The organism is Kitasatospora sp. NPDC057542 (genome assembly GCF_042801945.1).
Lineage (GTDB): Bacteria > Actinomycetota > Actinomycetes > Streptomycetales > Streptomycetaceae > Kitasatospora.
The window spans coordinates 1-24777 of sequence record NZ_JBHVFE010000083.1 but is presented as its reverse complement, the minus strand read 5'-3'; the positions used below and the strand labels follow the sequence as shown (position 1 = coordinate 24777).

Sequence of the window (24777 nt, the reverse complement as noted above, 5' to 3'; positions counted from 1 at the left end):
GACCCGCAGGTCGGAAAGGGGGCGCCCTCAAAAGGCCCTGCTACAACCTCAGTTGTCGCCGTCCTCGTCGATCAGGAAGCCCCGCATCGGTGCCGGAGCCTGCTGCATCGGCTGCGGCGGCTGCGGACGGACGGCCGCCATCGGCTGGGTCATGCCGGCCGGCTGCATCTGCGGAGCACCGCTGTTGCCGCCGGTCGACTGCCCACCGAAGCTCGGCGCCGAGGAGCTGCCACCGAAGGAGCCGTTCCCGCCGAAGGACGGCGAGTTGCCCCCGAAGGACGGCTGGCTGCCGCCGAAGCTCGGCGCGCCGGCACCGGCCGGAGCCATCGACGAGGCCGCCGGCGGCAGCGACGCGGTGGCGGGGATCCGCGGCGGGGCGAGCGAGTCGTCGGCCTGCGACTCCAGCTGGCGCAGCTGGGTCTCCAGGTACGACTTCAGACGCGTGCGGTACTCACGCTCGAACGCCCGCAGGTCCTCGACCTTGCGCTCCAACGTGGCCCGTGCCGACTCCAGCGAGCCCATCGCGACGCGGTGCTTCTCCTGCGCGTCCCGCTCCAGCGCGTCGGCCTTCGCACGGGCGTCGCGCTCCAGGCCCTCGGCCCGGCTGCGCGCCTCGCCGACGATCTTGTTGGCCTCGGAACGGGCCTCGGAGATCGCCTGGTCGGCGGTCTGCTGAGCGAGCGCGAGCACGCGGGCGGCGCTGTCGCCACCGGGGCCCTGCTGCTGCATCGGGCCGCCCATGGGGCCGCCCATCTGCTGCGGGCCGCCCATGGGGCCGCCCATCGGCTGCATCTGCTGCTGGCCCATGCCCTGGCCCATCGGGTTGCCCATCTGCTGCGGGCCACCGGGACCGCCCATGGGCTGCAGCATCTGCCCGCCCATCGGCTGGACCAGCTGCTGCTGGCCGCCCATGGTCTGGTTCATCTGCTGCTGCGGGCCGCCGGCAGCCGGAAGCTGCGGCGCGGAGCCGGCGGGCAGGCCGAGGGGCTGGTTGCCCATCTGCTGCTGCGGACCACCCGGACCCATCTGCTGCTGGGGACCACCGGGGCCCATCTGCTGCGGACCGCCCGGACCCATCTGTTGCGGACCGCCCGGACCCATCTGCTGCGGACCGCCCGGACCCATCTGCTGCGGACCACCCGGACCCTGCTGGCCGGGGACCGGCGGGCCGGATATGGCGGCGGGCACCGGGGCGCCGCCCTGGCGGGGCGCGTCCTGCTGCGGCTCCTTGCGCAGGTTGGCCTGGTTCTGCGCGGCGGCACGAGTCGCGGCGGCCAGCTTGGCGCGCAGGTCCTCGTTCTCCCGGAGGAGGCGGGTCAGCTCCGCCTCGACCTCGTCGAGGAAGGCATCGACCTCGTCCTCGTCATAGCCTTCACGCAGGCGGACGGTCGTGAACTGCTTGTTCCGAACGTCCTCGGGGGTCAATGGCATCTCTTCACCTCAACGTGATCGTCGGCACACCGGCATCCTGTCGCATCGCTCACCTACGACTAGGGGTGCACAAGCGAGATCAGGACATACACAATGATCATCAGTACGAAGAAGGACAGGTCGAGCGCCACGCCCCCGAAACGCAACGGCGGAATGAGCCGCCGAAGAAGCTTGAGCGGCGGATCCGTGACAGTGTACGTGGCCTCCAGGACCAGGACCATGGCCTTGCCGGGCCGCCACGAACGCGCGAACTGGAAGACCCAGTCCATGACCAGCCGTACGAGCAGGAACACCAGGAAGACGGTCAGGGCGTAGTAGAGCACCGCCCACACGATGTCCATCGCGTTTCCCTCTCCCCGGTCCCGATCCCTCGGGCCTGCCGCTCGTCACCTGTCGCTAACCCACTGTTGATCAGATCCACACGTAAAGTCGTGGCCGGGTCAGCTCTGGTTGAAGAACCCACCCTCGGCGATCCGAGCCTTGTCCTCCGCCGTGACATCGACGTTAGCAGGCGACAGCAGGAACACCTTCTGTGTCACGCGCTCGATACTGCCGTGCAGACCGAAGACGAGTCCAGCGGCGAAGTCTACGAGGCGCTTCGCGTCGGTGTCGTCCATCTCGGTCAGATTCATGATCACGGGAGTCCCACCGCGGAACTGTTCCCCGATGGTACGGGCCTCGTTGTAGGTTCGGGGGTGCAGCGTGGTGATGCGGTAGGGCTCTCGTTCGTTGACGACCTTGGGCATGATCACCGGTGCGCTCTTCTCCAGGTTGTGGCGGCGTTCGGGTGTGATGGACGACACGGGGGCCATCCTCGGAGTCTCCTGCCGGATCGGCACCGCCGCGGGCACCGGCTGCGGGGTGATCGAGGAGACCGGGGCGGGCGCGGCGGCCGCGGGAGCCGGGGCCGGCCGGGGGATGTCCTCGGTCCGCTGGCCCGTCCGGATCGGTTCGGGGTCCGCGTCGTAGTCGTCATCGGGGTCGTACCCCTGGCCGTCGTACGTCTCGTCCTCCACGAGGCCGAGGTAGACCGCCATCTTGCGCATTGCGCCGGCCATGCTCCTGTCTCCTCCGCTCATAGCCACCTCGCTGACGCTCGGCGGCAGCTTCGCGAAACGCGCACCTTCTGATGGTCGCTCGCTCGCTCGCTCCGTGCGGACCGGCTCCGGCCCGGGCCGTACGGCCCCGCCTGCGGATTCCGCGGTCCCTCCACGACGGCGTGTCAGCCCGACGGCCGGTCGGATTCGTGGAGTGGGGGCCGCGGAGCTGCGATCCACGGTTCGCTAGCGCTCCGAAGAGCTGCTAGATTCTGTCCTATTTTGTCCTGCTGTCTGATCTACTTACCCGGTGACGTTACCTGAGGGGTGACCTCACTCCGAGTACCGCCGTTCCGACGCGCACATGTGTCGCCCCGGCGGCAATCGCCTGCTCAAGGTCACCGCTCATTCCTGCGGAGACCATGGTGGCAGCCGGATGGTCCGCCCGTACGGCGGTTGCGATTTCCGCCAGCCGATCGAAGGCGCGGGCCGGGTCCCCGGCCAGCGGGCCGGTCAGCGGAGCGACGGTCATCACACCGTCCAGACGCAGCCCGGGCGTGTCGGCGATCGCGTCGGCCAGTTGCGCGACGTCCTCCGGCGCGACCCCCGCCCGGTGCTCACCCTCCCCGTACGCCTTGTCCAGCGCCACCTGCACCAGGCAGCCCAGTTCCGGGCGTTCCGCCTTGAGCACCGCCGCGGAGAGCGACCCGACCAGCCGCAGCCGGTCCACCGAGTGCACGTGGTTCGCGTACCGGACGACCGAGCGGACCTTGTTGGTCTGCAGCTGGCCGACGAAGTGCCAGTCAAGAGGAAGGTTTCTGCACTGCTCCGCCTTGGGAGCGGCGTCCTGGTCGCGGTTCTCCGCGACGTCCGTCACCCCGAGTCCGGCCAGCAGCGCGGTGTCCTCGGCGGGGTAGGTCTTGGTGACGACGACCAGGGTGACCTCGTCCCGGGCGCGCCCGGCGGCCGCGCAGGCGTCCGCGATCCGGCGCTCGACCACGTCGAGGTTGGTGCCCAGTTCCTCGTAGCGGGCCCGCTGGCCCTCCGTCAGCGCCGCCACGAACTCGGTGCTTCCCGGGAACGGTCCGTAGATGTCGTTCGTCATCAGTGATCAGAGCCCAACCAGACGTAGCTCGCGAGCCGGCCGGTGCGCTGCTCGCGGCGATAGGAGTAGTGATCGGCGGATTCGAGGGTGCAGACCGGTGATCGCACCAGCTCGTTGACCCCGGTCACGGCCAGCTGGGCCGCGACCCCTTCCGGCACGTCCAGGGACGGAGTCCCCCAGGAGGTCTCGGCGAAGGCCTCCGGCACCACCGCGGCGACCTCGGCCCTCAGTTGGGCCGGCACCTCGTAGCAGCGGCCGCAGACCGCGGGCCCCGTGGCGGCGGTGATCCGCCCGGGCTCCGCGCCCAGTTCGACCATCGCCCGGACGGCCGCGGGCACCACCCCGGCCGCCAGGCCGGGCCGGCCCGCATGGGCCGCGCCCACCACGCCCGCCACCGGATCGGCCAGCAGCACAGGGGTGCAGTCGGCGGTCAGCACCGCCAGCGCGAGCGGCCGGTCGGTGACCACCGCGTCCACCGTCGGGGCCTGCCCGAGCGGCTGGCGCTCGGTCACCACGGCGACCTCGGCGCCGTGCACCTGGTTCATCCACACCACGTCGGCCGGGTCGAGCCCCAGCTGCCGGGCGGCCAGCGCCCGGTTCTCCCGCACGGCCTCCGGGTCGTCCCCCACCGCGCCGCCGAGGTTGAGCTCCCCGTACGGCGAAGTGCTCACCCCGCCCCACCGGGAGGTGAAGGCGAAGTGAGCACCCGCGCGGATCGCGTGATCGATCACTTAAGGAAGTCCGGGACGTCAAGCTCCTCGGCCGGGCTCTCCACGAACGGCTGCCGGGCCGGCTGCACCTGCGGCGGCACCGGGGCGGAGGCGGTCGTGGTGGCCGGGGTCTCGGCGGTGCGGCTCGGCGTGGCGGTCGAGGACTCGCCCTCCGAGCGGGAGGTCACCGAGCCGATGCTCCCGTACGACGGGCGGCCGGCCGGGCGCTCCGGGGCGGCCGGCGGGGTGGCCGGGCGCTCCGGGGTGGTGGACTTGACCACCGGGTCGCGGACGATCGCCGGCGGCTGCCCGCCGTCGAAGCCGGCCGCGATGACGGTGACCCGGACCTCGTCGCCGAGCGCGTCGTCGATGACCGCACCGAAGATGATGTTCGCCTCGGGGTGCGCCGCCTCGCTGACCAGCTGGGCCGACTCGTTGATCTCGAACAGACCGAGGTCGGAGCCGCCCGAGATGGACAGCAGCACGCCGCGGGCGCCGTCGATCGAGGCCTCCAGCAGCGGCGAGGAGATCGCCATCACGGCGGCGGCCTTGGCGCGGTCCTCGCCGCGGGCCGAGCCGATGCCCATGAGCGCCGAGCCGGCTTCCGACATGACGGACTTGACGTCGGCGAAGTCGAGGTTGATCAGACCCGGGGTGGTGATCAGGTCGGTGATGCCCTGGACACCGGAGAGCAGGACCTGGTCGGCCGAGCGGAACGCGTCGAGGACGCTGACCTGGCGGTCCGAGATGGACAGCAGCCGGTCGTTGGGGATCACGATGAGGGTGTCGACCTCTTCGCGCAGGGCGGCGATGCCGTCCTCGGCCTGGTTGGCCCGGCGCCGGCCCTCGAAGGTGAACGGGCGGGTGACCACGCCGATGGTCAGGGCGCCCAGCGAGCGCGCGATGTTGGCGACGACGGGCGCGCCGCCCGTGCCCGTGCCACCGCCCTCGCCGGCGGTCACGAAGACCATGTCGGCCCCCTTGAGGACCTCCTCGATCTCCTCGCGGTGGTCCTCGGCGGCCTTGCGGCCGACCTCGGGGTTGGCGCCGGCGCCGAGGCCCCGGGTGAGTTCACGGCCCACATCGAGCTTGACGTCGGCGTCGCTCATCAGGAGGGCCTGCGCATCGGTGTTGATCGCGATGAACTCGACGCCCTTGAGACCGACCTCGATCATCCGGTTGATGGCGTTGACACCACCGCCGCCGATTCCGACGACCTTGATGACTGCGAGGTAGTTCTGCGGTGCTGCCACGTCGAAGGCCTCTCGCCTCGAATTTCCGGGTCGGCCCGACCCGGAGCGGGGCCGTACCGACGGATGTCGATGGGTAGGGAGCCTGGTTTCTGACTGAATGTCCGAAATGCCGACCGCCGACCCCAACCCTAAACTTGACCTTTAGGGTTAGTTCTGTGTCTCCGTCACATCACCAGGAAACACAGTCTGGTGACACAGGACACTAGGTGGCTCCAGGCACGTGTTTCAACGAACACGCCGAGCTTCCCTTTTTCTTTTGAGCCTATGTGATCATCGGCCGGCATAGGAAACCGGGGGTGACCACCAAGAGTCGGGCCGACACTCCGAGGCGTCAACCCCTCCCTCAGGCAGAGAACCTACCGGATCATCCCGACACCGCCGGCGCCTCCGGCGCCGTCACGTCGAAGTTCGTACCCTTCTGGTTCATCAGCGCGACCAGCACCCGGGCCTTCCGGTCGATCTGCTCCGGACTCCCCCAGCGCACCGTCACACCCCCGCTGAGCTGCAACTCGATGTCGTCGTACGAGTGCACCAGCACCGAGCCGGCCCGCTTGGCGACCTCCGGCGGCAGCCCGGCGGCCACCGCCACCGCGCCCTGCACCAACTGCGAACGGGAGATCACCCCGTCGACGTCGTTCGCCTGCTGACTGAGGCGCAGCTCCACCACCGGAACACCGTCCGGAGGAGCCGGCTCGGTGGCGAAGCTCACGCCCCCGGCATCCACCTGGGTGAACTGGCCGTCCTCCCCCTTGACGGCGGCCACCGCCGTGCGCTGGACGACCTTCACCCGCAGGGTGTGCGGCCAGCCCCGCCACACCTCGGCCCTGGCCACCCGGGGGATCGCCTCCACCCGGTGCCGGGCGTCGTCCAGGTCCACGCGCGCCAGCGGCCCGTCACCGAGCCCGCCGACCGCCTCGCGGACCTGGTCCGCCGTCAGCTTGTCGTCGCTCGTCCCCTGGACGGCGACGCTGCGCACGTCCAGGACCGAGGAGAAGAACACCAGCCAGGCCAGCACGCCGAGCACCGTGACGCCGAGCGCGCCCAGCACCACGATGCCCCGCCGGGAGAGCCGGAGGCGGGGAGCGGACTCCTCCTCCTCCAGCTTCTCCTCCAGCGGGTCGGCGAGCCGGCCGTCAGCCACGGCGGCGGCCGCCGCGGTGGGCCTGGATCGCCTCGTAGACCATCCCGACCAGCAGGTCGTCGGCGTCCCGGCGGCCGAACTCGGCGGCCGCCCGGCTCATGTCCCAGAGCCGCTGCGGGTCGGTCAGCACCGGCAGCACGTTCTGGAGCACCCAGTCCGGGGTCAGCTCGGCGTCGTCCACCAGCAGACCGCCGCCGGCCTTGACCATGGGCTGGGCGTTCAGCCGCTGCTCGCCGTTGCCGATCGGCAGCGGGACGAAGGCGGCGGGCAGGCCGACGGCCGCCAGCTCGGCCACCGTCATGGCACCGGCCCGGCAGAGCATCATGTCGGCGGCCGCGTAGGCGAGGTCCATCCGGTCCAGGTACGGCACCGGGCGGTACGGCGGCATCCCGGGGACGTCCGCCACCTGCGGCAGCTCGTTCTTCGGGCCGACCGCGTGCAGGATCTGCACGCCGTATTGCTGGAGCCGCGGGGCGATCGCGGTGATCGTCTCGTTGAGCCGGCGCGCGCCCTGGGAGCCGCCGGAGACCAGCAGGGTGGGCAGCCGCTGGTCGAGGCCGAAGTACTGGCGGGCCTCCGGGCGGACCGCGTTGCGGTCCAGGGTGGCGATGGTCCGGCGCAGCGGGATGCCGATGTACCGGGAGTCCCGCAGCTTGCTGTCCGGCGTGGAGACCGCCACGAAGTCGCTGTAGCGGGCACCGATCTTGTTGGCCAGGCCCGGGCGTGCGTTCGCCTCGTGCACCACGATCGGCACCCCGGCGCGCTTGGCGGCCAGGTAGGCGGGCATCGCGACGTAGCCGCCGAAGCCGACCACGGCGTCCGCGTTGACCCGCTCGATGATCTCCTGGGCGGCCCGGACGGTGCCGCGCAGCCGGCCGGGGACGGTGATCAGCTCCGGGGTGGGCTTGCGGGGCAGCGGGACGGCCGGGATGAGCTCCAGCTGGTAGCCGCGCTCGGGTACCAGCCGGGTCTCCAGTCCGCGCTCGGTGCCCAGGGCGGTGATCCCGACGGACGGGTCGTGCCTGCGGAGGGCATCCGCGAGGGCCATGGCCGGCTCGATGTGACCGGCGGTCCCCCCGCCGGCGAGTACGACATGCACCGAAATTCACCGCTCCCTGCGTGCCGGCCCCGGGGCCGGGCGCGCTGTGGTTCGTCGTCGTGGCAGCACCCGGGCCAGTTGTCTCCTGATCCGGGAGTTCTTGCTCCGGGCGGCCAGGGCCGCCTTCGCGCCCGAGGAGCTGCGCGCCAGGCACAGCAGCACTCCGATCGCGGACATGGCCGACAGCATGGCGGAACCGCCGTAGGAGAACAGCGGGAGCGGGACGCCCGCGATGGGCAGCAGTCCCAGCGCCGACCCCAGGTTGATCATGGCCTGCGCCATGATCCAGGTGGTGGCGGCTCCCGCGGCGTACCTGACGAAGGGATCCTTCGTACCGATGGCCACACGGATACCCGCGTAGCCTAGTGCCGCGAAGAGACCGAGGACCGACAGCGTCCCCACCAGACCGAGTTCCTCACCCGTCGCGGCGAAGATGAAGTCGGTGTGCGCCTCGGGCAGCTGGCCCCATTTCTCCACGCCGGCGCCGAGGCCGGTGCCGAAGCCGCCGCCGTTGGCGAACGCGAAGACGCCGTGCAGGGCCTGGAAGCAGGCACCCTCCGGGTCGATCTTGGTGACGCCGATGCAGCTCAGCCGCTCCGCCCGGTGCGGGACGGTGACCACCAGGGCGGTGCAGACCACCGCCGCGACCCCGAGGGTGGCCACGAACAGCCGCAGCGGCGCGCCGACCATCCAGAGCAGCGCGAACACCATGGCCACCAGGATCATCGAGGTGCCCATGTCGCCGCCGAACATGATCAGCGCGAGCAGCAGCAGGGCCCCCGGCACCAGCGGCACCAGCAGGTGTTTCCACGAGTTGAGGGTGCCGGCCTTCTGCTTGCGGGCGAGTAGGTCGGCGCCCCAGAGCACCAGCGCGAGCTTGGCGAACTCCGAGGGCTGGAACTGGAAGAAGCCGAAATCCAGCCAGTTCTGGTTGCCGTTGATCCGCACCCCGATGCCGGGGATGGCGACCAGCGTGAGGGCGCCGATCACCCCGATCATCACCGGGTAGACGATCACCCGCAGCACCGCCAGCGGGACGGAGGCGAAGCCGATCAGCAGGACCAGGCCCAGGATCGCCGCGATCAGCTGCTTGAGGAAGTAGTACTGCGCCGTGTGGTGCTGGTTCAGGGCCAGGATCTGCGAGGCCGAGAAGACCATCATCAGGCCGAGCACGACCAGCAGCAGGGTGCTGCCGACGACCAGCAGGTACGGGGTGAGCGGCCGGTCCAGCCAGTACCGGACCCGGGCCCGGAAGGCCTGGACCCGGGCCAGCGGACCGGCCGACTTGTACTTGGTCGTGGTGGCGGAGATCACTCTCATCGGCTCGGCGGCATCCCGCTTCACAACGCCGGAATCCGCTCTGCCCTGCCCCGCCACCGCTCCCCGCTCACTTGTTCCGTCCGACGCCCTCGCCGGCCCGCCTACTCGCCCGCCAGCTCCCGGACGGCCGCCGCGAAGAGGTCGCCGCGCTCGCCGTAGTTGGTGAACATGTCCATCGAGGCGCAGGCCGGTGCCAGCAGCACCGTGTCACCCGATCGGGCGAGCGATGCGGCCGTTCGAACGACCTCGGTCATCGCCACCGCGCCAGTCTGGCCCTCGGCCGCCTCGATCACCGGCACATCCGGAGCGTGTCGCTCCAGCGCCTCCCGGATCACCGCCCGGTCCTGGCCGATCAGCACCACCGCGCGCAGCCGCTCGGCCGCGCCCTGTACCAGGTCGTCGAAGGTCGCGCCCTTGGCCAGGCCCCCGGCGATCCAGACGATCGGCCGGTAGGCGGCCAGCGAGGCGGCCGCCGCGTGGGTGTTGGTGGCCTTGGAGTCGTCGATGTACGTGACCTCGCCGACCACGCCGACCTCGGCGATCCGGTGGGCGTCCGGCCGGAAGGCCCGCAGGCCCTCCCGGACGGCCTTCGGCTCGACCCCGTACGCCCGGGCCAGCGCCGCCGCGGCGAGCGCGTTGGCGATGTTGTGCGGGGCCGGCGGGTTAACGTCCTCGACGGCGCCCAGCTCGGCCGCGTTCTTGGCCCGGTCCTCGACGAAGGCGCGGTCCACCAGCAGCCCGTCCACCACGCCGAAGTTCGACGGGCCGGGCGCGCCGAGGCCGAAGCCGATCGCCCGGCAGCCCTCCTCGACGTCGGCCTCGCGGACCAGCGCCTCGGTGGCCGGGTCGGCCAGGTTGTACACGCAGGCGACCACGTTGCCCTCGTAGATCCGGCCCTTGTCGGCGGCGTACGCCTCCATCGAGCCGTGCCAGTCGAGGTGGTCGGGCGCCAGGTTGAGCACCGCCGCCGAGTGCGGGCGCAGCGAGGGCGCCCAGTGCAGCTGGTAGCTGGACAGCTCGACGGCGAGCACGTCGTACGGCTCCTCGGCGAGCACCGCGTCCAGCACCGAGACCCCGACGTTGCCGACCGCGGCGGTGCGCCTGCCGGCGGCGGTGAGGATCGAGGCGAGCATCTGGACGGTGGTGGTCTTGCCGTTGGTGCCCGTGACGGCCAGCCAGGGGGCTGGCTCGCCGGTGCCCGGCAGCGGCTTGCGCAGCCGCCAGGCCAGCTCGACGTCGCCCCAGACCGGCACCCCGGCCGCCTCGGCGGCGGCGAACAGCGGGCTGTCCGGCGCCCAGCCGGGCGAGGTGACGATCAGTTCGGTGCCCTCGGGCAGGCTCGCGCCGTCGCCGAGCCGAACGGTGACGCCCAGCGCCTCCAGCTCGGCGGCCCGGGCGGCCAGGCCGGGCCCGCTGCCGCCGTCCACGACGGTCACCCGGGCGCCGAGGCCGTGCAGGACGCGCGCGGCGCTGATGCCCGAGACGCCGAGCCCGGCGACGGCGACCGGCAGGCCGCCGAAATCGGGGTTGGTCTGGTCAGGGTTGGTCATCCGGTCACCCATCCCGCGTAGAACAGGCCGAGGCCGACGGCGACGCACAGGCCCTGGATGATCCAGAACCGGACCACGATCAGGACCTCGGTCCAGCCCTTGAGTTCGAAGTGGTGCTGCAACGGCGCCATCTTGAAGACGCGCTTGCCGGTCATCCGGAAGGAGCCGACCTGGATGATCACCGAGAGGGTGATGATCACGTAGAGGCCGCCGAGCAGGGCGAGCAGCAGCTCGGTGCGGGAGCAGATCGCCAGACCGGCCAGGGCGCCGCCGAGGGCGAGCGAGCCGGTGTCACCCATGAAGATCTTGGCGGGCGAGGTGTTCCACCACAGGAAGCCGAAGCAGGAGCCCATCAGGGCGGAGGCCACGACGGCGAGGTCCAGCGGGTCGCGGATGTCGTAGCAGTTGGCGGTCGCGGTGATGGCGTAGGCGCAGCTCTGGGTGTGCTCCCAGATGCCGATGAAGGTGTAGGCGCCGAAGACCATCACCGAGGCACCGGTGGCGAGGCCGTCCAGACCGTCCGTCAGGTTCACGCCGTTCGACATCGCGGCGATCATGAAGTACGCGAAGATGACGAACAGGACGGGGCCGATCGCCCACTTGAAGTCCCGGACGAAGGACAGGCTCTGGGACGCCGGGTTGAGCCCGCGGTCGTCCGGGAACTGCATCGCCAGGACGGCGAACCCGAGGCCGACGATCGACTGGCCGGCCAGCTTCGCCTTGGCCCGCAGGCCCAGCGAACGCCGCTTGACCACCTTGATGTAGTCGTCCAGGAAGCCGACCAGGCCGAGGCCCGCGGTCAGGAAGAGCACCAGCAGCCCGGAGGCGGTCGGGCTCTCGCCCGTTATCGCCTTCGTGGCGAAGTACGCGATCAGGGTCGCCAGGATGAAGGCGATGCCGCCCATGGTGGGCGTGCCCTTCTTGCTGTGGTGCGCCTTGGGGCCGTCGTCGCGGATGTACTGGCCGTAGCCGTGCTTCGCGAGCAGTTTGATCAGGGCCGGGGTGCCGAGCAGCGACAGGACGAGGCCGATCATCCCGGAGAAAAGGATCTGCTTCATTATTCGGCCACACCGTCCGCCAGGAGGGCCTCGGCCACCTTCTCCAGCCCCACCGAACGGGAAGCCTTCACCAGGACCACATCCCCTGGTTGCAGCTGACTGCGCAGCAGCTCGACCGCCGCGTCCGCGTCGGACACCAGCACCGACTCCTCACCCCACGAACCTTCGTTCCTCGCGCCGAGTTCCATGCAGGCCGCCTCGCGTCCGCCGACCGCCACCAGCTTGGTGACGTCCAGCCGGACGGCGAGCCGCCCGATGGCGTCGTGCTCGGCCAGGCTCTCCTCGCCGAGCTCCCGCATCTCGCCGAGCACCGCCCAGGTGCGGCGGCGCTCCGGGCCCCGGCCCCCGATCGAGACCAGCGCCCGCAGCGCGGCCCGCATCGAGTCGGGGTTCGCGTTGTAGGCGTCGTTCACGACGGTGACACCATCGGCCCGGTCGACGACCTCCATGCGCCAGCGGGACAGCGCACCCGCTTCGCCCAGGGCTGCCGCGGTGTCGTCGACGGACATCCCGAGCTCCACCGCCACCGCGGCGGCGGCGAGGGCGTTCGAGACGTGGTGCTCACCGTACAGGCGCAGCTGCACGGGCGCGGAACCGGCCGGGGTGGTGAGCGTGAACGATGGCCGCCCGGTGGCGTCCAGGCGAACGTCCGTGGCCCGTACGTGGGCGTCCGGTGATTCCCCGAACAGGACCACCTTCGCCTTGGTACGGGAGGCCATCGCGCGCACCAGCCGGTCGTCCGCGTTGAGGATCGCGGCGCCGTCGGCGGGCAGCGACTCGACCAGTTCGCCCTTGGCCTCGGCGATCGCCTCCTGGGAGCCGAACTCGCCGACGTGGGCGGTGCCGACGTTGAGGACCAGGCCGATCCGGGGCGGGGTGATCGAGGTGAGGTACTCGATGTCGCCCTTGTGCCGGGCGCCCATCTCCATGACCAGGTGCCGGGTGCCGGCCTCGACCCGCAGCGCGGTCATCGGGTGGCCGATCTCGTTGTTGAGCGAGCCGGGCGGGTAGACGGTCTCGCCGTGGCGCTGGAGCAGCTGGGCGATCAGGTCCTTGGTGCTGGTCTTGCCGGCCGAGCCGGTCAACGCGACCACGGCGGTGCCCTCGGCGCGGGCGACCACGGCGCGGGCCAGCCGGCCGAGCGCCTCCACCACACTGTCGACCAGGACGGCGGGCACGCCGACCGGGCGGGAGGCCAGCACCGCGACGGCACCGTCCTCGACCGCCTTGGCCGCGTACTCGTGGCCGTCCACGTGCTCGCCGACGAAGGCCGCGAACAGGCCGCCGGGGCTCACCTTCCGCGAGTCGACCTCGACCGGGCCGGTGACCAGGGCGTCCGGGTCGGCGCCGTCCAGCGTGCCTCCGACGGCGGCGGCCACCTCGGCGAGGGTCAGTGCGATCACTGCTGCTCTACTCCTCGGTCGCCCCGCGCGGTCGGGGTCTGCGTGATGGATTCGCGCAGCACCTCCCGGTCGTCGAAGGGGCGGATCTCGTCTCGTACGTACTGGCCGAGCTCGTGGCCCTTGCCGGCCACCAGCACGGTGTCCCCCGCCTGGGCGCGGGCGACGGCGATCCTGATCGCCTCGGCCCGGTCGGGGACGACCAGGACGTCCCCGCGCTCGGCCTCGGGCACCGTGGCGGCGCCGGTCAGCATGGTGGCGAGGATCGCCAGCGGGTCCTCGCTGCGCGGGTTGTCGCTGGTCAGCAGGGCGGTGTCGGCGAGGCGGGCGGCGATGGCGCCCATCGGGCCGCGCTTGTGCGGGTCGCGGTCGCCACCGCAGCCGACCACGACGTGCAGCCGGCCCCTGGTGACCTCGCGCAGCGAGGCGAGGACGGCCTGGAGGGCGTCCGGCTTGTGCGCGTAGTCGACGACGGCGACGAACGGCTGTCCGGCGTCCACCCGCTCCAGCCGGCCCGGCACGCCGGGGACGGCGGCGACGCCGGCCACGGCCCGCTCCAGCGGCAGCCCGGCGGCGACCAGCACGGTGATCGCGGCGAGCGCGTTGGCGACGTTGAACGGGCCGGGCAGCGGGACGGAGGCCTCGGCCTCGGCGCCGTCCGGGCCCAGCACCCGGAAGGTCGAGCCGACCGGCCCGAGCCGGACGTCCAGGGCCCGCCAGTCGGCCTCGGCGGCGCCGGTGGCGGAGAAGGTGGTCACCGGGATCTTGGCCTCGGCGGCGAGCCGGCGGCCGTACTCGTCGTCCAGGTTGATCACACCGTGGCGGGACTTGCCGGGCTGGAAGAGCCTGGCCTTCGCCTGGAAGTAGTCCTCCATGTCCGGGTGGAAGTCGAGGTGCTCGGGGGTCAGGTTGTTGAACAGCGCGACGTCGTACGCGACCCCGTCGGTGCGGCCGAAGACCAGGGCGTGGCTGGAGACCTCCATGGTCACCGCGTCGGCACCGCGCTCGGCCATCACACCGAGGATCGCGTGCAGGTCGGTGGCCTCGGGGGTGGTGCGCTCGCTCTTGATCCGCTCCTCGCCGACCCGCATCTCGACGGTGCCGATCACGCCCGGGCTGCGCCCGGCGCCGCGCAGGCCGCCCTCGACCAGGTACGAGGTGGTGGTCTTGCCGTTGGTGCCGGTCAGCCCGATCATCAGCATCCGCTGGGAGGGGCGGCCGTAGACGATCGCGGCGAGCTCGCCCATGACGGCCCGCGGCCGGTCGACGACCAGCAGCGGCAGGCCGGTGGGGGCCGCCAGCTCGGCGCCGGCCGGGTCGGTGAGCACCGCCACGGCGCCGCACTCCGCGGCCCTGGCGGCGAAGGCCGCGCCGTGGTGGTTGGCGCCCGGGAAGGCCACGTACACGTCGCCCGGGCGGACCGCGCGGGAGTCGTGGGTGACGCCGCTGACGGCGCCGCCCTCGACGGGCGCCAGGCCCAGTGCGACGGCCAGCTCGGCGAGTGGCAGGGCGGTGGTCCCGGTCGGGCGGGGCGGACTCACGGTGGTTTGATCGGGTTTCGGCACGGCGGGAAGGCTATCCGTCGAAGGGCGTCCAGGGCCAAACCGGCCCTCCGCCGCGCCGTGCTCCGGCCCGGCCGGTTCGTTGTTCATCGCTCGCTCACGGCTTCCACTCGACGGGCAGGTTGGGCGCCGGGCTGCCGCTCGGCGGGACCTGCATGGTCTTCAGGGTGAACTCCATCACTTGCTTGAACACCGGGCCGCACAGCTGGCCGCCGAAGTGGCCGTTGACCGGGCCCTGGAGGGTGCAGGAGACGGTGTAGCGGGGGGCGTCGGCAGGGGCGAAGCCGATGAAGGAGGCGGTGTAGCCGTCGTAGCCCTTGCCGTCGGCGGCGCCCCGGTTGGCGGTGCCGGTCTTGCCCGCGACCCGGTAGCCGGGGATGGCCGCCTTGCCGCCGGTGCCCTGCTCGTCGTCGACGACCGACTCCAGCATCGAGGTGAGGGTCTTGGCCGTCTCCGGGCTGACCACCCTGGTCTGCTCCGCCGGCGCGCTCGGCGTGTACTTGCCGTTCGGGTCGCTGACGCCCTGGACGATGCTGGGCGCGACCCGCACCCCGCCGTTGGCGATGGTCGAGTAGACCGAGGTGGCCTGGAGCGCGTTCATCTGCATCGGGCCCTGGCCGAAGGAGATGTTGTACTTCTCCGAGGCGACCAGGTCCTCCGGCTTCTTGAGTTTTCCGGAGGTCTCCCCCGGGAAGCCCAGGCCGGTCGGCTGGGCCACGCCGAACTTGCGCATGTAGCCGTCCAGGACCTTGTTGGCCTCCAGCTGGTCGCCGCCGCCGAGGGTCTCGACGGCCTCGATGGTGCCGATGTTGGAGGACTTGGCCAGCACCCCGGCCAGGGTCAGGTACCAGGTGTCGTGGTCGACGTCGTCCTTGAACTGCTGCCCGGCCCGGACCAGCCGGTTGGGCACCGTCACCTTGGTGTCCCAGGTGGCCTTGCCGGAGTCCAGCACGGCGGCCATGCTCATCAGCTTGGCGGTGCTGCCCGGCTCGTACGCGTCGCCCAGGGCGGCGTTGCCCAGCTGCGCCTGCTTGGACAGGCTCAGGTCGTTCGGGTTGAAGCCGGGTGCGGTGGCCATCGCGATGACCTGACCGGTCTTCACGTCCTGGACCACCACGTAACCCTTCTCCGCGCCGGAGTTGGCCACCTGGTCGGTGATCGCCCGCTGGGCGGCCCACTGGATGTCCCGGTTGATGGTCAGCTTCACGTCGCTGCCCGGCACGGCCGGCTCCATCGAGCCCCCGGCGGTGGGCACCAGCCGCCCGCCCGACTGGGCGTAGCTGCTGTGGCCGTCCTTGCCGGCCAGCAGCTTCTGGTACTGGAGCTCCAGGCCGCCGGCGCCCTCGCCCTCGGCGTTGACGAAGCCGACCAGGTTGGCGGCCAGCCCGTCCGCCGGGTAGATCCGCTTCTGGGTCTCCCGGTTGAACACCCCGGCCAGCGGGTTGGCGCACTCGTTGTCCACCCTGGTGCGCCCGCCCTGGTCGGCGGGCTTGCCGAGCAGCTTCTTCTGGGCCTGGCAGGCCCGCGAGCCGGCCTGCTTCTCCAGGCCCGACTTGAGGTCGCTGATCTGCCTCTTGGCGGCCGGGGTCTGCTGGGCCGCGAGCCGCTTGTAGCGGCTCTTGGGGGTGTGCAGGTCGGCGGCGATCTTCTCCTTGGGCACGCCGAGGATCGGCGACAGCAGCGCGGCCGCCTGCTCCGGCGCGTCCGGGAGTCCGGTCGCCTCCGGGGTGAACATCGCCGGGTCGGCGGTGATGTCGTACGCGTCCACGGTGGCCGCCAGCGCGACCCCGTCGGAGGACGTTATGGAGCCGCGCTCGGCGGTGATCGGGATGTTCAGGTAGCGGTTGGTGTTGGCGTCGGCGGCCAGCGCGTCGGCGTCCACCAGCTGGAGCTGCACCAGGCGGCCCGCGAAGACGGAGAACACCAGCGACAGCACCACGGTGATCACCCGCAGCCGGCGCTTCGGCTCGGCCAGCTTGAGCGCCCTGGGGCGCAGCGGCGGACGGCTCTTCGGTCGCACCGCCGCCTGGCTGCGGGCCGGCGGCCGCCCCTCGGGGCGGCGCTGCTGCGGCGTCCGCGGGGTACGGCCGGCGGAGGCCGACTTGGCGGGCTGGGCCTTGGCCGACTGGCTGCGGGCGGGCTGCCCCTTGGTGGGCTGGCCCTTCGCGGGCTGACTGCGGCCGGAGGCGGACTGTGCGCGCGGCGCACTGCCCCGGGGCGCCGGACGGCGGCCGTTGCCGCCGCCGGAGGCGCCGGACCCGCCGGAGCGTGGCGTGGTCATCGGCCCGCACCCCCGCTCGGCTTCGCGGCCGCGGCGGACGGGACCGGGTTGAGCTGGATCACCGAGTCACCGGCGGACGCCGCCGGGGTCGGCACCGGCGACGGGGCGGCCGGCGACGGGGCACCGCCCTGCTGCGGCGCGGCCGGCGACGGCCCGGCTGCGGGCTGGGCCGCGCTGGGCTGGGCCTTGGTCGGCCACGGTTCGGCCGTGGAGCGCTTGACCGGCGGGCTGCCCTGGGCCGGACCCGGGGTGCCGATCACCTTGCCGCCGTTCGGGACGTCCAGGAAGGCCATCCCGCCGGCCGGGACCATGCCCAGCTCGGCGGCGCGCCTGGCCAGCGCGTCCGGGGCCGAGCTCTGGTCGATCTCGTGCTGGAGGCTCTGCTGCTCGTCGGTCGCCACGGTGGTCTGCTTCTGCAGTCGGGAGAGCTCGAAGGAGCCCTCGTTGAGCGCGGTGTTCAGTGCGAGCAGGCCGAGCAGCCCGGCCGCCAGCAGCACCACGACGAGCACCGCGAACGGTGTGCGCCCCCGGACCGGACGCTTGCCCGGCCGGACCGTGATCCGCGCCCTGCCCTGCCCGGGGAGTCCTCCCCGCCCCGCCCGGACCTCACCGGCCACCGGCCCCACTGCCTTCCTCCGCCCTTCGGACCCTGCCGGGCCGGTTCGTCAGCCCCGCTTGCTTCGGTCCCTGATCCTCTCCGCCACCCGCAGCCGTACGGGCGCGGCGCGCCGGTTCTCCTCGATCTCCTCCTCGGTGGCCAGCTCGGCACCGCGAGTGATCAGTTTGAGCCAGGGCTGGTGCTCCTCCGGGATGAACGGCAGGCCCGGCGGGGCGGTGCTGGTCGCGCCGGCGGCGAAGTACTGCTTCACCAGCCGGTCTTCCAGCGACTGGTAGGACATCACCACGATCCGGCCGCCGACCGCGAGGACGTCCAGCGCCCCGGGGATCGCCCGGTCCAGGACCTCCAGCTCGCCGTTGACCTCGATCCGCAGTGCCTGGAACGTCCGCTTGGCCGGGTTCCCGCCGGTCCGACGGGTCGCCGCCGGGATGGCGTTGCGCACCAACTCGACCAGACGCGCGCTGTTGGTGAACGGTTCCTTCTCCCGCTCCCGCAGGATCACCGAGGCGATCTTCCCGGCGAACCGCTCCTCGCCGTACACCTTGAGGATCCGGGCCAGGTCGCCGTGGCTGTAGGTGTTCAGCACCTCTGCCGCGCTGATCCCCCGGGTCTGGTCCATCCGCATGTCCAGCGGCGCGTCCTGCGCGTACGCGAAGCCGCGCTCCGCCTCGTCCAGCTGCATCGAGGAGACGCCGAGGTCGAACAGGACGCCGTCCACCTTCTCGATGCCCAGGCGCTCCAGCACCTCGGGGATCTCGTCGTAGACGGCGTGCACCAGGGTGGCCCGGTCGCCGAACGGGGCCAGCCGTTCGCCGGAGAGCTTCAGCGCCTGCGGGTCGCGGTCCACCGCGATCAGCCGCACCTCCGGGAACTGGGTCAGCAGCGCCTCGCTGTGCCCGCCGAGACCGAGGGTGGCGTCCACCACGACGGCTCCGGGGCGCGAGATCGCGGGGGCCAGCGCGTCCATGCACCGCTGGAGCATCACCGGAACGTGCTTGGGGCCCGGTTCGTTGGTGGTCATGCGCGGTGGCGCCCTTCCTCGGTGCGGAGCAGCCCGACGTCCGGGAGCTGCGACCATTCTCGCCCACCGCGCCCCGGCACGACGAAGCGGCCCGTGGTCCCCGCCCGCTCAAGGGGAAGGTCGTGACCGCCCGGCACCGGGGAAGGTGCGCCAGGTGGGCACGGAGCGGGTGGAGGCCACGGACCGCGTCGACCGGGCCGCACCGGCCGGGAAGGCCCCGTTGACGGGCCCCGGCGGGTGTGCTCCACTGCGCCGCAAACTCTATCGCGCGGGCCCTGCCCGTCAATGGTCCGCTCCGGCGCACCACCCGGGCGGCGGTACGGATCACCGCAGGTCGCGGCCGTCGGGGCGGCCCATCGGCGGCACGGATCGGGGGCCTTCGGCGGCGGGCGCGCGCCCCCTCCCCACCACGCGTGCGGGCCACTCCGGGACCAGCCCGGACAAACCTTCCCGTTGTGGCTATGCACTCGATCACAGCGCCCTGTTCTGTAGCTCCTCGCCCCACCGCGCGGGCCCGATCGGCACTAACGTCGCCACCATGACAGTGACACCCGACCGGCCCTCGCCGAACGCCGCTGCCGCCCCTGCCAGACCCACCGTCATCGACCGCTTCGTCACGGCCAACCGCACCTATGCGGTGACCTTCCAGGACGGCGGCATGGACGCCCGCCCGGTGCAGAAGATCGCCGTGGTGGCCTGCATGGACGCCCGCCTGGACCTGTTCGCGGCGCTCGGCCTCGAACTCGGCGACGCGCACGTCATCCGCAACGCCGGCGGCGTCGTCACCGACGACACCATCCGGTCCCTGACCATCAGCCAGCGCGCCCTCGGCACCCGCTCGATCGCGCTGATCCACCACACCGGCTGCGGCCTGCTCGGGCTCACCGAGGACTTCCGCCGCGAGCTGGAGCTGGAGGTCGGCCAGCGCCCGCAGTGGGCGGTGGAGGCCTTCGTCGACCTGGACGGCGATGTCCGCCAGTCCATGCAGCGCGTCCGCACCTCTCCGTTCCTGCTGCACACCGACGACGTCCGCGGCTTCGTCTTCGACGTCCACACCGGACTGCTGCGCGAGATCGACTGAGCGACCGACCCGGCCCCGCCGAGCCGTCGGGTCCCGAGTGCCCGGAGGCGAGCCGGCGCGTCCCGGCCGTCCGGGCACTCGGGTACCGCCGAATGGTGACTTCCGGCCATCGCGCGGGGGAGAATGCGCCTGCCGGTCGGACCCCGAACCACCTGGGGCGGCCAGGCCGCGGGCCGCCTTCCCGGCGCCGGATCCTCCTTCGGAACCGCCCCCGGGACGGCCGCGTCAAGCATGGGGTGGGGCCCGGCCTCGGGACGGGGCGGGCACAGGGTGCCAGGGAGCGTAAACGGGTGACGAGCTACAACGACCAGGCCGGACTCGGCAGTCCTGCGGGGGGCGGGCAGCAGAGGGCGAACGGCTACCAGCAGGTCGGGCTTCCCGAGCTCGCCGCGGTCGTCGACCGTGTCCGCGCCAACATCGAGAGCGTGATCGAGGGCAAGCCGGAGGCCGTCCGGATCGCCCTGACCGTCCTGCTCGCCGAGGGCCACCTGCTGCTGGAGGACGTGCCCGGCGTCGGCAAGACCATGCTGGCCAAGGCGCTCGCGCGCTCGCTCGACTGCACCGTGCGCCGCATCCAGTTCACGCCCGACCTGCTGCCCTCGGACGTCACCGGCACCAACATCTACGACCAGCAGCGGCACGACTTCGAGTTCCGCCCGGGCGCGATCTTCGCCCAGATCGTGGTCGGCGACGAGATCAACCGCGCCTCGCCCAAGACCCAGTCCGCGCTGCTGGAGTCGATGGAGGAGCGCCAGGTCACCATCGACGGCACCAGCTACGAGCTGCCCTCGCCGTTCATGGTCGTGGCCACCCAGAACCCGGTCGAGATGGAGGGCACCTACGCGCTGCCGGAGGCCCAGCGCGACCGCTTCATGGCCCGGATCTCGATCGGCTACCCCAGCCCCGAGGCCGAGCTCGCGATGCTGGACGTGCACGCCGGCGCCAGTCCCCTGGAGGACCTCCAGCCGGTCGCGCACGCCTCCGACATCCTCAAGCTGATCGACCTGGTCCGCGGCGTGCACATCGCCGACCCGGTCCGCCGCTACGCCGTCGACCTGGTCGGCGCCACCCGCACCAGCCCCGAGCTGCGCCTGGGCGCCTCGCCGCGCGCGACCCTGCACCTGGTCCGGGCCGCCCGCGCCGCCGCCGCGCTGGACGGGCGCGACTACGTCACCCCGGACGACATCCAGCGCCTCGCCGTCCCGGTCCTGGCGCACCGTCTGATGGCGACCGCCGAGAGCCAGCTCAGCCGCCGCACCTCCGAGCAGATCGTGGCCGACCTGGTCGCCCGGCTGCCGCTGCCGCGCCCGCAGGGCGGCCCGGCCGTCCGGAGGGGCTGAGGTGACCCAGTCCGACTCCGCATCAGGACTGCGGGCCGGGTTCCGCGGTCTCACCACCCGGGGGCGTTCCTTCCTCGCCGCCGGGGTCACCGCGGTGGTCTGTTCCTACCTGCTCGACCAGGACGCCCTGCGGCGCGTCGGCGTCCTGCTCGCCGCGCTGCCGCTGGTCGCCGTCGTGGTGGTCGCCAACACCCGCTACCGGGTGGCCAGCGGACGCCGGCTCAGCCCGCGCCGGGCGATCGCCGGCCAGGAGGCCCGGGTCCACCTGCGGGTCGACAACGTCTCCCGGGTGCCCACCGGGGTGCTGCTGCTGGAGGACAAGGTCCCGTACGTGCTCGGGCCGCGCCCGCGGTTCGTGCTGGACCGGGTCGAGCCGCGCGGCAACCGCGAGGTCTCCTACCGGGTCCGCTCCGACCTGCGCGGCCGCTACCCGCTCGGGCCGCTCCAGCTGCGGCTGTCCGACCCGTTCGGGATGTGCGAGGTGACCCGCGCCTTCACGGCCTCCGACGTCCTCACCGTCGTCCCCCAGGTCCAGGCGCTGCCCTCCGTACGGCTCAGCGGCGAGTGGATCGGCCAGGGCGAGAGCCACAGCCACACCCTGGCGCTGGCCGGCGACGACGACGTGATCCTGCGCGAGTACCGCCCCGGCGACGACCTGCGCCGGGTGCACTGGCGCTCCACCGCCCGGTACGGCGAGCTGATGATGCGCCGCGAGGAGCAACCGCAGCAGGCCCGGGCCACCATCGTGCTGGACACCCGGGAGATCGCCCACCGGGGCAGCGGCCCCGCCTCCTCCTTCGAGTGGGCGGTCAGCTGCGCCGCCTCCGTCGCCGTGCACCTGCTGGAGCGTGGCTACCGGACCCGGATGCTCACCGACACCGGTCAGTCCGTACCCGGCCCGGGCGCGGGCGGCAACCAGAGCAGCGCCGAGACCTCCGGACTGATCCTGGACGCCCTCGCCGTCGCCGACCTGTCCGACGGAGGCACCCTCTCCCGCGCCGAGGACCCGCTGCGCACCGGCGGCGAGGGCCTGCTGGTCGCCGTTCTCGGTGAGCTGGACGACACCCAGGCCACCCGGCTGGGCCGGCTGCGCAGCCGCACCGGCGGGGCGATCGCCTTCCTGCTGGACACCGGCACCTGGGCCGGCCTGCGGATGCTCGCCCCGGACACCGGCGGCGACGAGTTCCAGGCCCGGGTCCGGCAGCTGCGCGAGGCCGGCTGGACGGTGATCCCGGTACGCGCCGGGGACTCCGTACCGGACCTGTGGCGGGCCGCCGACGGCAGCAGGACGACCGCCCCCTACCGAGAAGAGGCCGGCGCGTGACCACCCGGGCCAAACTGACCGTGTACTCGGCGCTGGCCACCGCCCTGGCCTCGCTGTGCCTGATGCCGCTGCTCACCGCCAGCAGCTGGCTCACCCACGCCCTCCTGGTGATCGCCGTGATCGCCGCGGTCGGCGCGGGCCTGCGCCGCTCCCCGGTGTACCGCTGGACGGTGCCGGTCGGGCAGTTGCTGGTGCTGCTCCTGCTGATGCTGCTGGGCTTCGCCGGCGCCGGCGGGGTGCTGCCCGGGCCGTCCACGATGCGGGTCCTGGACCAGGTCTTCTCCTCCGGTCTGGACGACATACAGCAGTACGCCATCCCGGCGCCGCCCACCGCCGGGCTGCGGCTGATCCTGGTCTCGGCGGTCGGTCTGATCGCCGTCGCGGTGGACACCGTCGCGGTGACCTACCGGCGCTCGGCGCTGGCCGGGCTGCCGCTGCTGGCGCTGTACTCGGTCGGCAACGGCCTGGCCGAGGAGCACGGCAGCTGGGTCTGGTTCGCCGTCGCCGCGGCCGGCTACCTGCTGCTGCTCTTCGCCGAGGGCCAGGACCGGGTCTCCCGCTGGGGCCGCGTGTTCTACGGCGGCGCCCGCGGCTCCGTGGAGTCCGGCCGGGTCAACCCGGGCGGGCGGCAGGTCGGCGTGCTGGCCCTGGCCGTGGCACTGCTGCTGCCGGTGGTCCTGCCGAACTGGAGCTTCGGGCTGCTGCACTCCGGCTCCGGCGGATCGAACGGCAAGGGCGCCGGCGGGAGCCTGTCGACCAGTCTCGACCCGCTGGTCAGCCTGGAGGCCGCGATCTCCAAGCCCACCGACGCGGAGCTGCTCACCTACTCCCTGGACAGTCCGCTGGCCGACCAGATCTACCTGCGGACCGGCTCGCTCGACCAGTTCGACGGCACCAACTGGAAGCTCGGCAGCACCACGGTCAACGACCTCCCGACGACGCTGCCCTCGCCCGAGGGCCTGCGCAACGCCCAGGTCCCCCGGATCGAGGGCGATTTCGAGGTCAGCGACCGGCTGGAGGGGAGCTGGCTGCCGATGCCCTACCCGGCCGCGTCCGTCCAGGTCCCCAACCGCGGCGACTGGAAACTCGACCCGCTGACCCGCACCGTCCTGCCGGCCAACGACAAGGCGATCCGCGGCCTGCGCTACCACGTCAGCTCCCTGGACCTGCGGCCCACCGCCAACGAGCTGCGCCTCGCGCCCGCCGCGCCGCAGGACATCAGGGAGCACTACACCGCCGTCCCGTCCGACCTGCCGTCGGTGGTCGCCGAGCAGGCCAAGGCCGTCACCGCCGGCGCGCAGAACGACTACGACCGGGCGACGGCGCTGGTCAACTGGTTCACCGGGCCGGGCTTCAAGTACGACACCACGGTCAACGGCGGCACCGGCAGCAACGCCATCGCCGTCTTCCTGCGCGACCGCCGGGGCTTCTGCGTGCACTTCGCCTCCACCATGGCGGCGATGGCCCGGGTGCTGAAGATCCCGGCCCGGGTGGCCGTGGGCTTCACCCCCGGCGACAGCAAGGGCGGCAACGTCTACTCGGTGACCGGCCGGATGTACCACGCCTGGCCCGAGCTGTACTTCGCGGGCTACGGCTGGCTGCGCTTCGAGCCGACCCCGAGCCGCGGAGTCCCGACCCGCTACACCGAGGCGTCCAGCGCACCGACCACCGCGCCGACCCAGCAGGCCACCGCCGCCCCGCAGACCGCCCCGGCCGCCCCGGCGCCGACCTCCGGCTCGGACTGCACCGCCAAGCAGCGCCAGCTGGGCGAGTGCGGCACCGACGGCAAGGCCGTCACCAAGGCCGCCGACGAGTCCTGGCTGCTCTCCGGCCAGGTGCTCGGCACCCTGGCCGCGGTGCTCGCGCTGATCGCACTGCTGCTCGCCCCGATGATCTGGCGCGCCGCTGTGCGCCGCCGCAGGCTGGGCGGCGGCGGACGGCGCGGGCCCGGCGGGAGCGCGCCGGCGGAGCTGACCGACGCCCAGGTGCTGGCCGCCTGGGACGAGCTGATCGACTCCGCCTGGGACCTCGGAATTCCCCCGGACGAGTCACGCACCCCGCGTTCGGCGGCCCGCCGGATCACCGAGAAGGCTCAGCTGGACGCCGACTCGGCGGCGGCCACCGGCCGGCTGGCGCTGGCCACCGAGCGGGTGCTCTATGCCCCGCCCGGGCAGCTCACCGCGGAGCCGCTGGCCGCCGACGTCCACACCGTCCGGCGCGGGCTGCTGGCGAGCGCCGGCCGGGCCGGGCGGACCAGGGCGCTGCTGCTGCCGCCGTCCTCGGCCCAGCTGTGGTGGCGGATCTCCGACACGGTGCGGGCGGCCCGGGCGGTGGTCGGCACCGGGCTCGGCCGCGTGGTCGAGACGGTCTCCGCGCCGGTGCGGCGGGTCCTCGGCCGGCGCAAGCGGTCCACACCGGAATCCTGATCCGGACACGAGCCGGGGC

At 72.6% G+C, this 24777-nt stretch carries 20 protein-coding genes; 4 read left to right on the top strand and 16 right to left on the bottom strand.

Annotation, left to right across the window (positions count from 1 at the left end; genetic code table 11):
- Positions 1 to 48: 48 nt before the first annotated feature.
- The 16 genes from ACFU7Y_RS13695 to rsmH form a co-directional block, all read right to left on the bottom strand.
- Positions 49 to 1431, bottom strand: a complete 1383-nt coding sequence (locus tag ACFU7Y_RS13695; RefSeq protein ID WP_380767977.1) for a DivIVA domain-containing protein — start codon at positions 1429 to 1431, stop codon at positions 49 to 51.
- 59 nt (positions 1432 to 1490) lie between these two features.
- A complete protein-coding gene (locus tag ACFU7Y_RS13690; RefSeq protein ID WP_030060143.1) occupies positions 1491 to 1772 on the bottom strand; it encodes a YggT family protein in 282 nt (93 codons plus the stop codon).
- A 99-nt stretch (positions 1773 to 1871) separates the two neighbouring features.
- Positions 1872 to 2489: a cell division protein SepF gene (locus tag ACFU7Y_RS13685; RefSeq protein WP_224276937.1), complete on the bottom strand. Its 618-nt coding sequence runs from the start codon at positions 2487 to 2489 to the stop codon at positions 1872 to 1874.
- A 295-nt stretch (positions 2490 to 2784) separates the two neighbouring features.
- Positions 2785 to 3573 (bottom strand): YggS family pyridoxal phosphate-dependent enzyme, encoded by a 789-nt coding sequence (locus ACFU7Y_RS13680; protein ID WP_224276935.1) that lies wholly within the window; start codon positions 3571 to 3573, stop codon positions 2785 to 2787.
- On the bottom strand, positions 3573 to 4304 hold the full coding sequence (gene pgeF / locus ACFU7Y_RS13675) for a peptidoglycan editing factor PgeF (RefSeq protein ID WP_380767975.1): 732 nt from the start codon (positions 4302 to 4304) through the stop codon (positions 3573 to 3575). The genes ACFU7Y_RS13680 and pgeF overlap by 1 nt, the downstream gene beginning before the upstream one ends.
- On the bottom strand, positions 4301 to 5536 hold the full coding sequence (ftsZ, locus tag ACFU7Y_RS13670; RefSeq protein ID WP_224281580.1) for a cell division protein FtsZ: 1236 nt from the start codon (positions 5534 to 5536) through the stop codon (positions 4301 to 4303). Before ftsZ ends, pgeF begins: the two co-directional genes overlap by 4 nt.
- A gap of 364 nt (positions 5537 to 5900) precedes the next feature.
- Positions 5901 to 6677: an FtsQ-type POTRA domain-containing protein gene (locus tag ACFU7Y_RS13665; RefSeq protein ID WP_224281578.1), complete on the bottom strand. Its 777-nt coding sequence runs from the start codon at positions 6675 to 6677 to the stop codon at positions 5901 to 5903.
- Positions 6670 to 7776, bottom strand: coding sequence for an undecaprenyldiphospho-muramoylpentapeptide beta-N-acetylglucosaminyltransferase (murG, locus tag ACFU7Y_RS13660; protein WP_224281576.1), 1107 nt, complete (start codon positions 7774 to 7776; stop codon positions 6670 to 6672). Before murG ends, ACFU7Y_RS13665 begins: the two co-directional genes overlap by 8 nt.
- A gap of 6 nt (positions 7777 to 7782) precedes the next feature.
- A complete protein-coding gene (gene ftsW / locus ACFU7Y_RS13655; RefSeq protein WP_224281574.1) occupies positions 7783 to 9096 on the bottom strand; it encodes a putative lipid II flippase FtsW in 1314 nt (437 codons plus the stop codon).
- A gap of 101 nt (positions 9097 to 9197) precedes the next feature.
- Positions 9198 to 10646 (bottom strand): UDP-N-acetylmuramoyl-L-alanine--D-glutamate ligase, encoded by a 1449-nt coding sequence (murD, locus tag ACFU7Y_RS13650; RefSeq protein WP_224281572.1) that lies wholly within the window; start codon positions 10644 to 10646, stop codon positions 9198 to 9200.
- Positions 10643 to 11704, bottom strand: a complete 1062-nt coding sequence (gene mraY / locus ACFU7Y_RS13645) for a phospho-N-acetylmuramoyl-pentapeptide-transferase (RefSeq protein WP_224281570.1) — start codon at positions 11702 to 11704, stop codon at positions 10643 to 10645. The genes murD and mraY overlap by 4 nt, the downstream gene beginning before the upstream one ends.
- Positions 11704 to 13107 (bottom strand): UDP-N-acetylmuramoyl-tripeptide--D-alanyl-D-alanine ligase, encoded by a 1404-nt coding sequence (murF, locus tag ACFU7Y_RS13640; RefSeq protein WP_224281568.1) that lies wholly within the window; start codon positions 13105 to 13107, stop codon positions 11704 to 11706. The genes mraY and murF overlap by 1 nt, the downstream gene beginning before the upstream one ends.
- Positions 13104 to 14756 (bottom strand): UDP-N-acetylmuramoyl-L-alanyl-D-glutamate--2,6-diaminopimelate ligase, encoded by a 1653-nt coding sequence (locus tag ACFU7Y_RS13635; RefSeq protein ID WP_224281566.1) that lies wholly within the window; start codon positions 14754 to 14756, stop codon positions 13104 to 13106. The genes murF and ACFU7Y_RS13635 overlap by 4 nt, the downstream gene beginning before the upstream one ends.
- 7 nt (positions 14757 to 14763) lie before the next feature.
- Positions 14764 to 16947 (bottom strand): penicillin-binding transpeptidase domain-containing protein, encoded by a 2184-nt coding sequence (locus tag ACFU7Y_RS13630; RefSeq protein ID WP_380767971.1) that lies wholly within the window; start codon positions 16945 to 16947, stop codon positions 14764 to 14766.
- Positions 16944 to 17456: a hypothetical protein gene (locus ACFU7Y_RS13625; RefSeq protein ID WP_380767969.1), complete on the bottom strand. Its 513-nt coding sequence runs from the start codon at positions 17454 to 17456 to the stop codon at positions 16944 to 16946. The genes ACFU7Y_RS13630 and ACFU7Y_RS13625 overlap by 4 nt, the downstream gene beginning before the upstream one ends.
- 156 nt (positions 17457 to 17612) lie before the next feature.
- Positions 17613 to 18587 carry a 16S rRNA (cytosine(1402)-N(4))-methyltransferase RsmH gene (gene rsmH / locus ACFU7Y_RS13620; protein ID WP_224283460.1) on the bottom strand — a complete coding sequence of 325 codons (975 nt, stop codon included), beginning with the start codon at positions 18585 to 18587 and terminating at the stop codon, positions 17613 to 17615.
- Positions 18588 to 19125: 538 nt separating this feature from the next.
- Between rsmH and ACFU7Y_RS13615 the strand changes: the two genes are divergently transcribed.
- From ACFU7Y_RS13615 to ACFU7Y_RS13600, 4 genes are all read left to right on the top strand, one after another.
- Positions 19126 to 19668 carry a carbonic anhydrase gene (locus ACFU7Y_RS13615; RefSeq protein ID WP_224283459.1) on the top strand — a complete coding sequence of 181 codons (543 nt, stop codon included), beginning with the start codon at positions 19126 to 19128 and terminating at the stop codon, positions 19666 to 19668.
- A 290-nt stretch (positions 19669 to 19958) separates the two neighbouring features.
- Positions 19959 to 21008 (top strand): AAA family ATPase, encoded by a 1050-nt coding sequence (locus ACFU7Y_RS13610; protein ID WP_374120072.1) that lies wholly within the window; start codon positions 19959 to 19961, stop codon positions 21006 to 21008.
- A 1-nt stretch (position 21009) separates the two neighbouring features.
- The gene (locus tag ACFU7Y_RS13605; protein WP_224283458.1) at positions 21010 to 22332 is read left to right on the top strand and encodes a DUF58 domain-containing protein; all 1323 of its coding nucleotides are present in this window, start codon (positions 21010 to 21012) and stop codon (positions 22330 to 22332) included.
- Positions 22329 to 24758, top strand: coding sequence for a DUF3488 and DUF4129 domain-containing transglutaminase family protein (locus ACFU7Y_RS13600; RefSeq protein ID WP_380767966.1), 2430 nt, complete (start codon positions 22329 to 22331; stop codon positions 24756 to 24758). The genes ACFU7Y_RS13605 and ACFU7Y_RS13600 overlap by 4 nt, the downstream gene beginning before the upstream one ends.
- Positions 24759 to 24777 lie beyond the last annotated feature (19 nt).

What these genes read in the sequence shown, in the direction of transcription:
- ACFU7Y_RS13680 (WP_224276935.1), bottom strand. Translation starts at nt 3,573, where the DNA reads ATGACGAACGACATCTACGGACCGTTCCCGGGAAGCACCGAGTTCGTG.
- ACFU7Y_RS13615 (WP_224283459.1), top strand. Translation starts at nt 19,126, where the DNA reads ATGACAGTGACACCCGACCGGCCCTCGCCGAACGCCGCTGCCGCCCCT.
- ACFU7Y_RS13690 (WP_030060143.1), bottom strand. Translation starts at nt 1,772, where the DNA reads ATGGACATCGTGTGGGCGGTGCTCTACTACGCCCTGACCGTCTTCCTG.
- ACFU7Y_RS13695 (WP_380767977.1), bottom strand. Translation starts at nt 1,431, where the DNA reads ATGCCATTGACCCCCGAGGACGTTCGGAACAAGCAGTTCACGACCGTC.
- murD (WP_224281572.1), bottom strand. Translation starts at nt 10,646, where the DNA reads ATGACCAACCCTGACCAGACCAACCCCGATTTCGGCGGCCTGCCGGTC.
- mraY (WP_224281570.1), bottom strand. Translation starts at nt 11,704, where the DNA reads ATGAAGCAGATCCTTTTCTCCGGGATGATCGGCCTCGTCCTGTCGCTG.
- ACFU7Y_RS13635 (WP_224281566.1), bottom strand. Translation starts at nt 14,756, where the DNA reads ATGAACAACGAACCGGCCGGGCCGGAGCACGGCGCGGCGGAGGGCCGG.
- ACFU7Y_RS13630 (WP_380767971.1), bottom strand. Translation starts at nt 16,947, where the DNA reads ATGACCACGCCACGCTCCGGCGGGTCCGGCGCCTCCGGCGGCGGCAAC.
- ftsW (WP_224281574.1), bottom strand. Translation starts at nt 9,096, where the DNA reads ATGAGAGTGATCTCCGCCACCACGACCAAGTACAAGTCGGCCGGTCCG.
- ACFU7Y_RS13685 (WP_224276937.1), bottom strand. Translation starts at nt 2,489, where the DNA reads ATGGCCGGCGCAATGCGCAAGATGGCGGTCTACCTCGGCCTCGTGGAG.
- rsmH (WP_224283460.1), bottom strand. Translation starts at nt 18,587, where the DNA reads ATGACCACCAACGAACCGGGCCCCAAGCACGTTCCGGTGATGCTCCAG.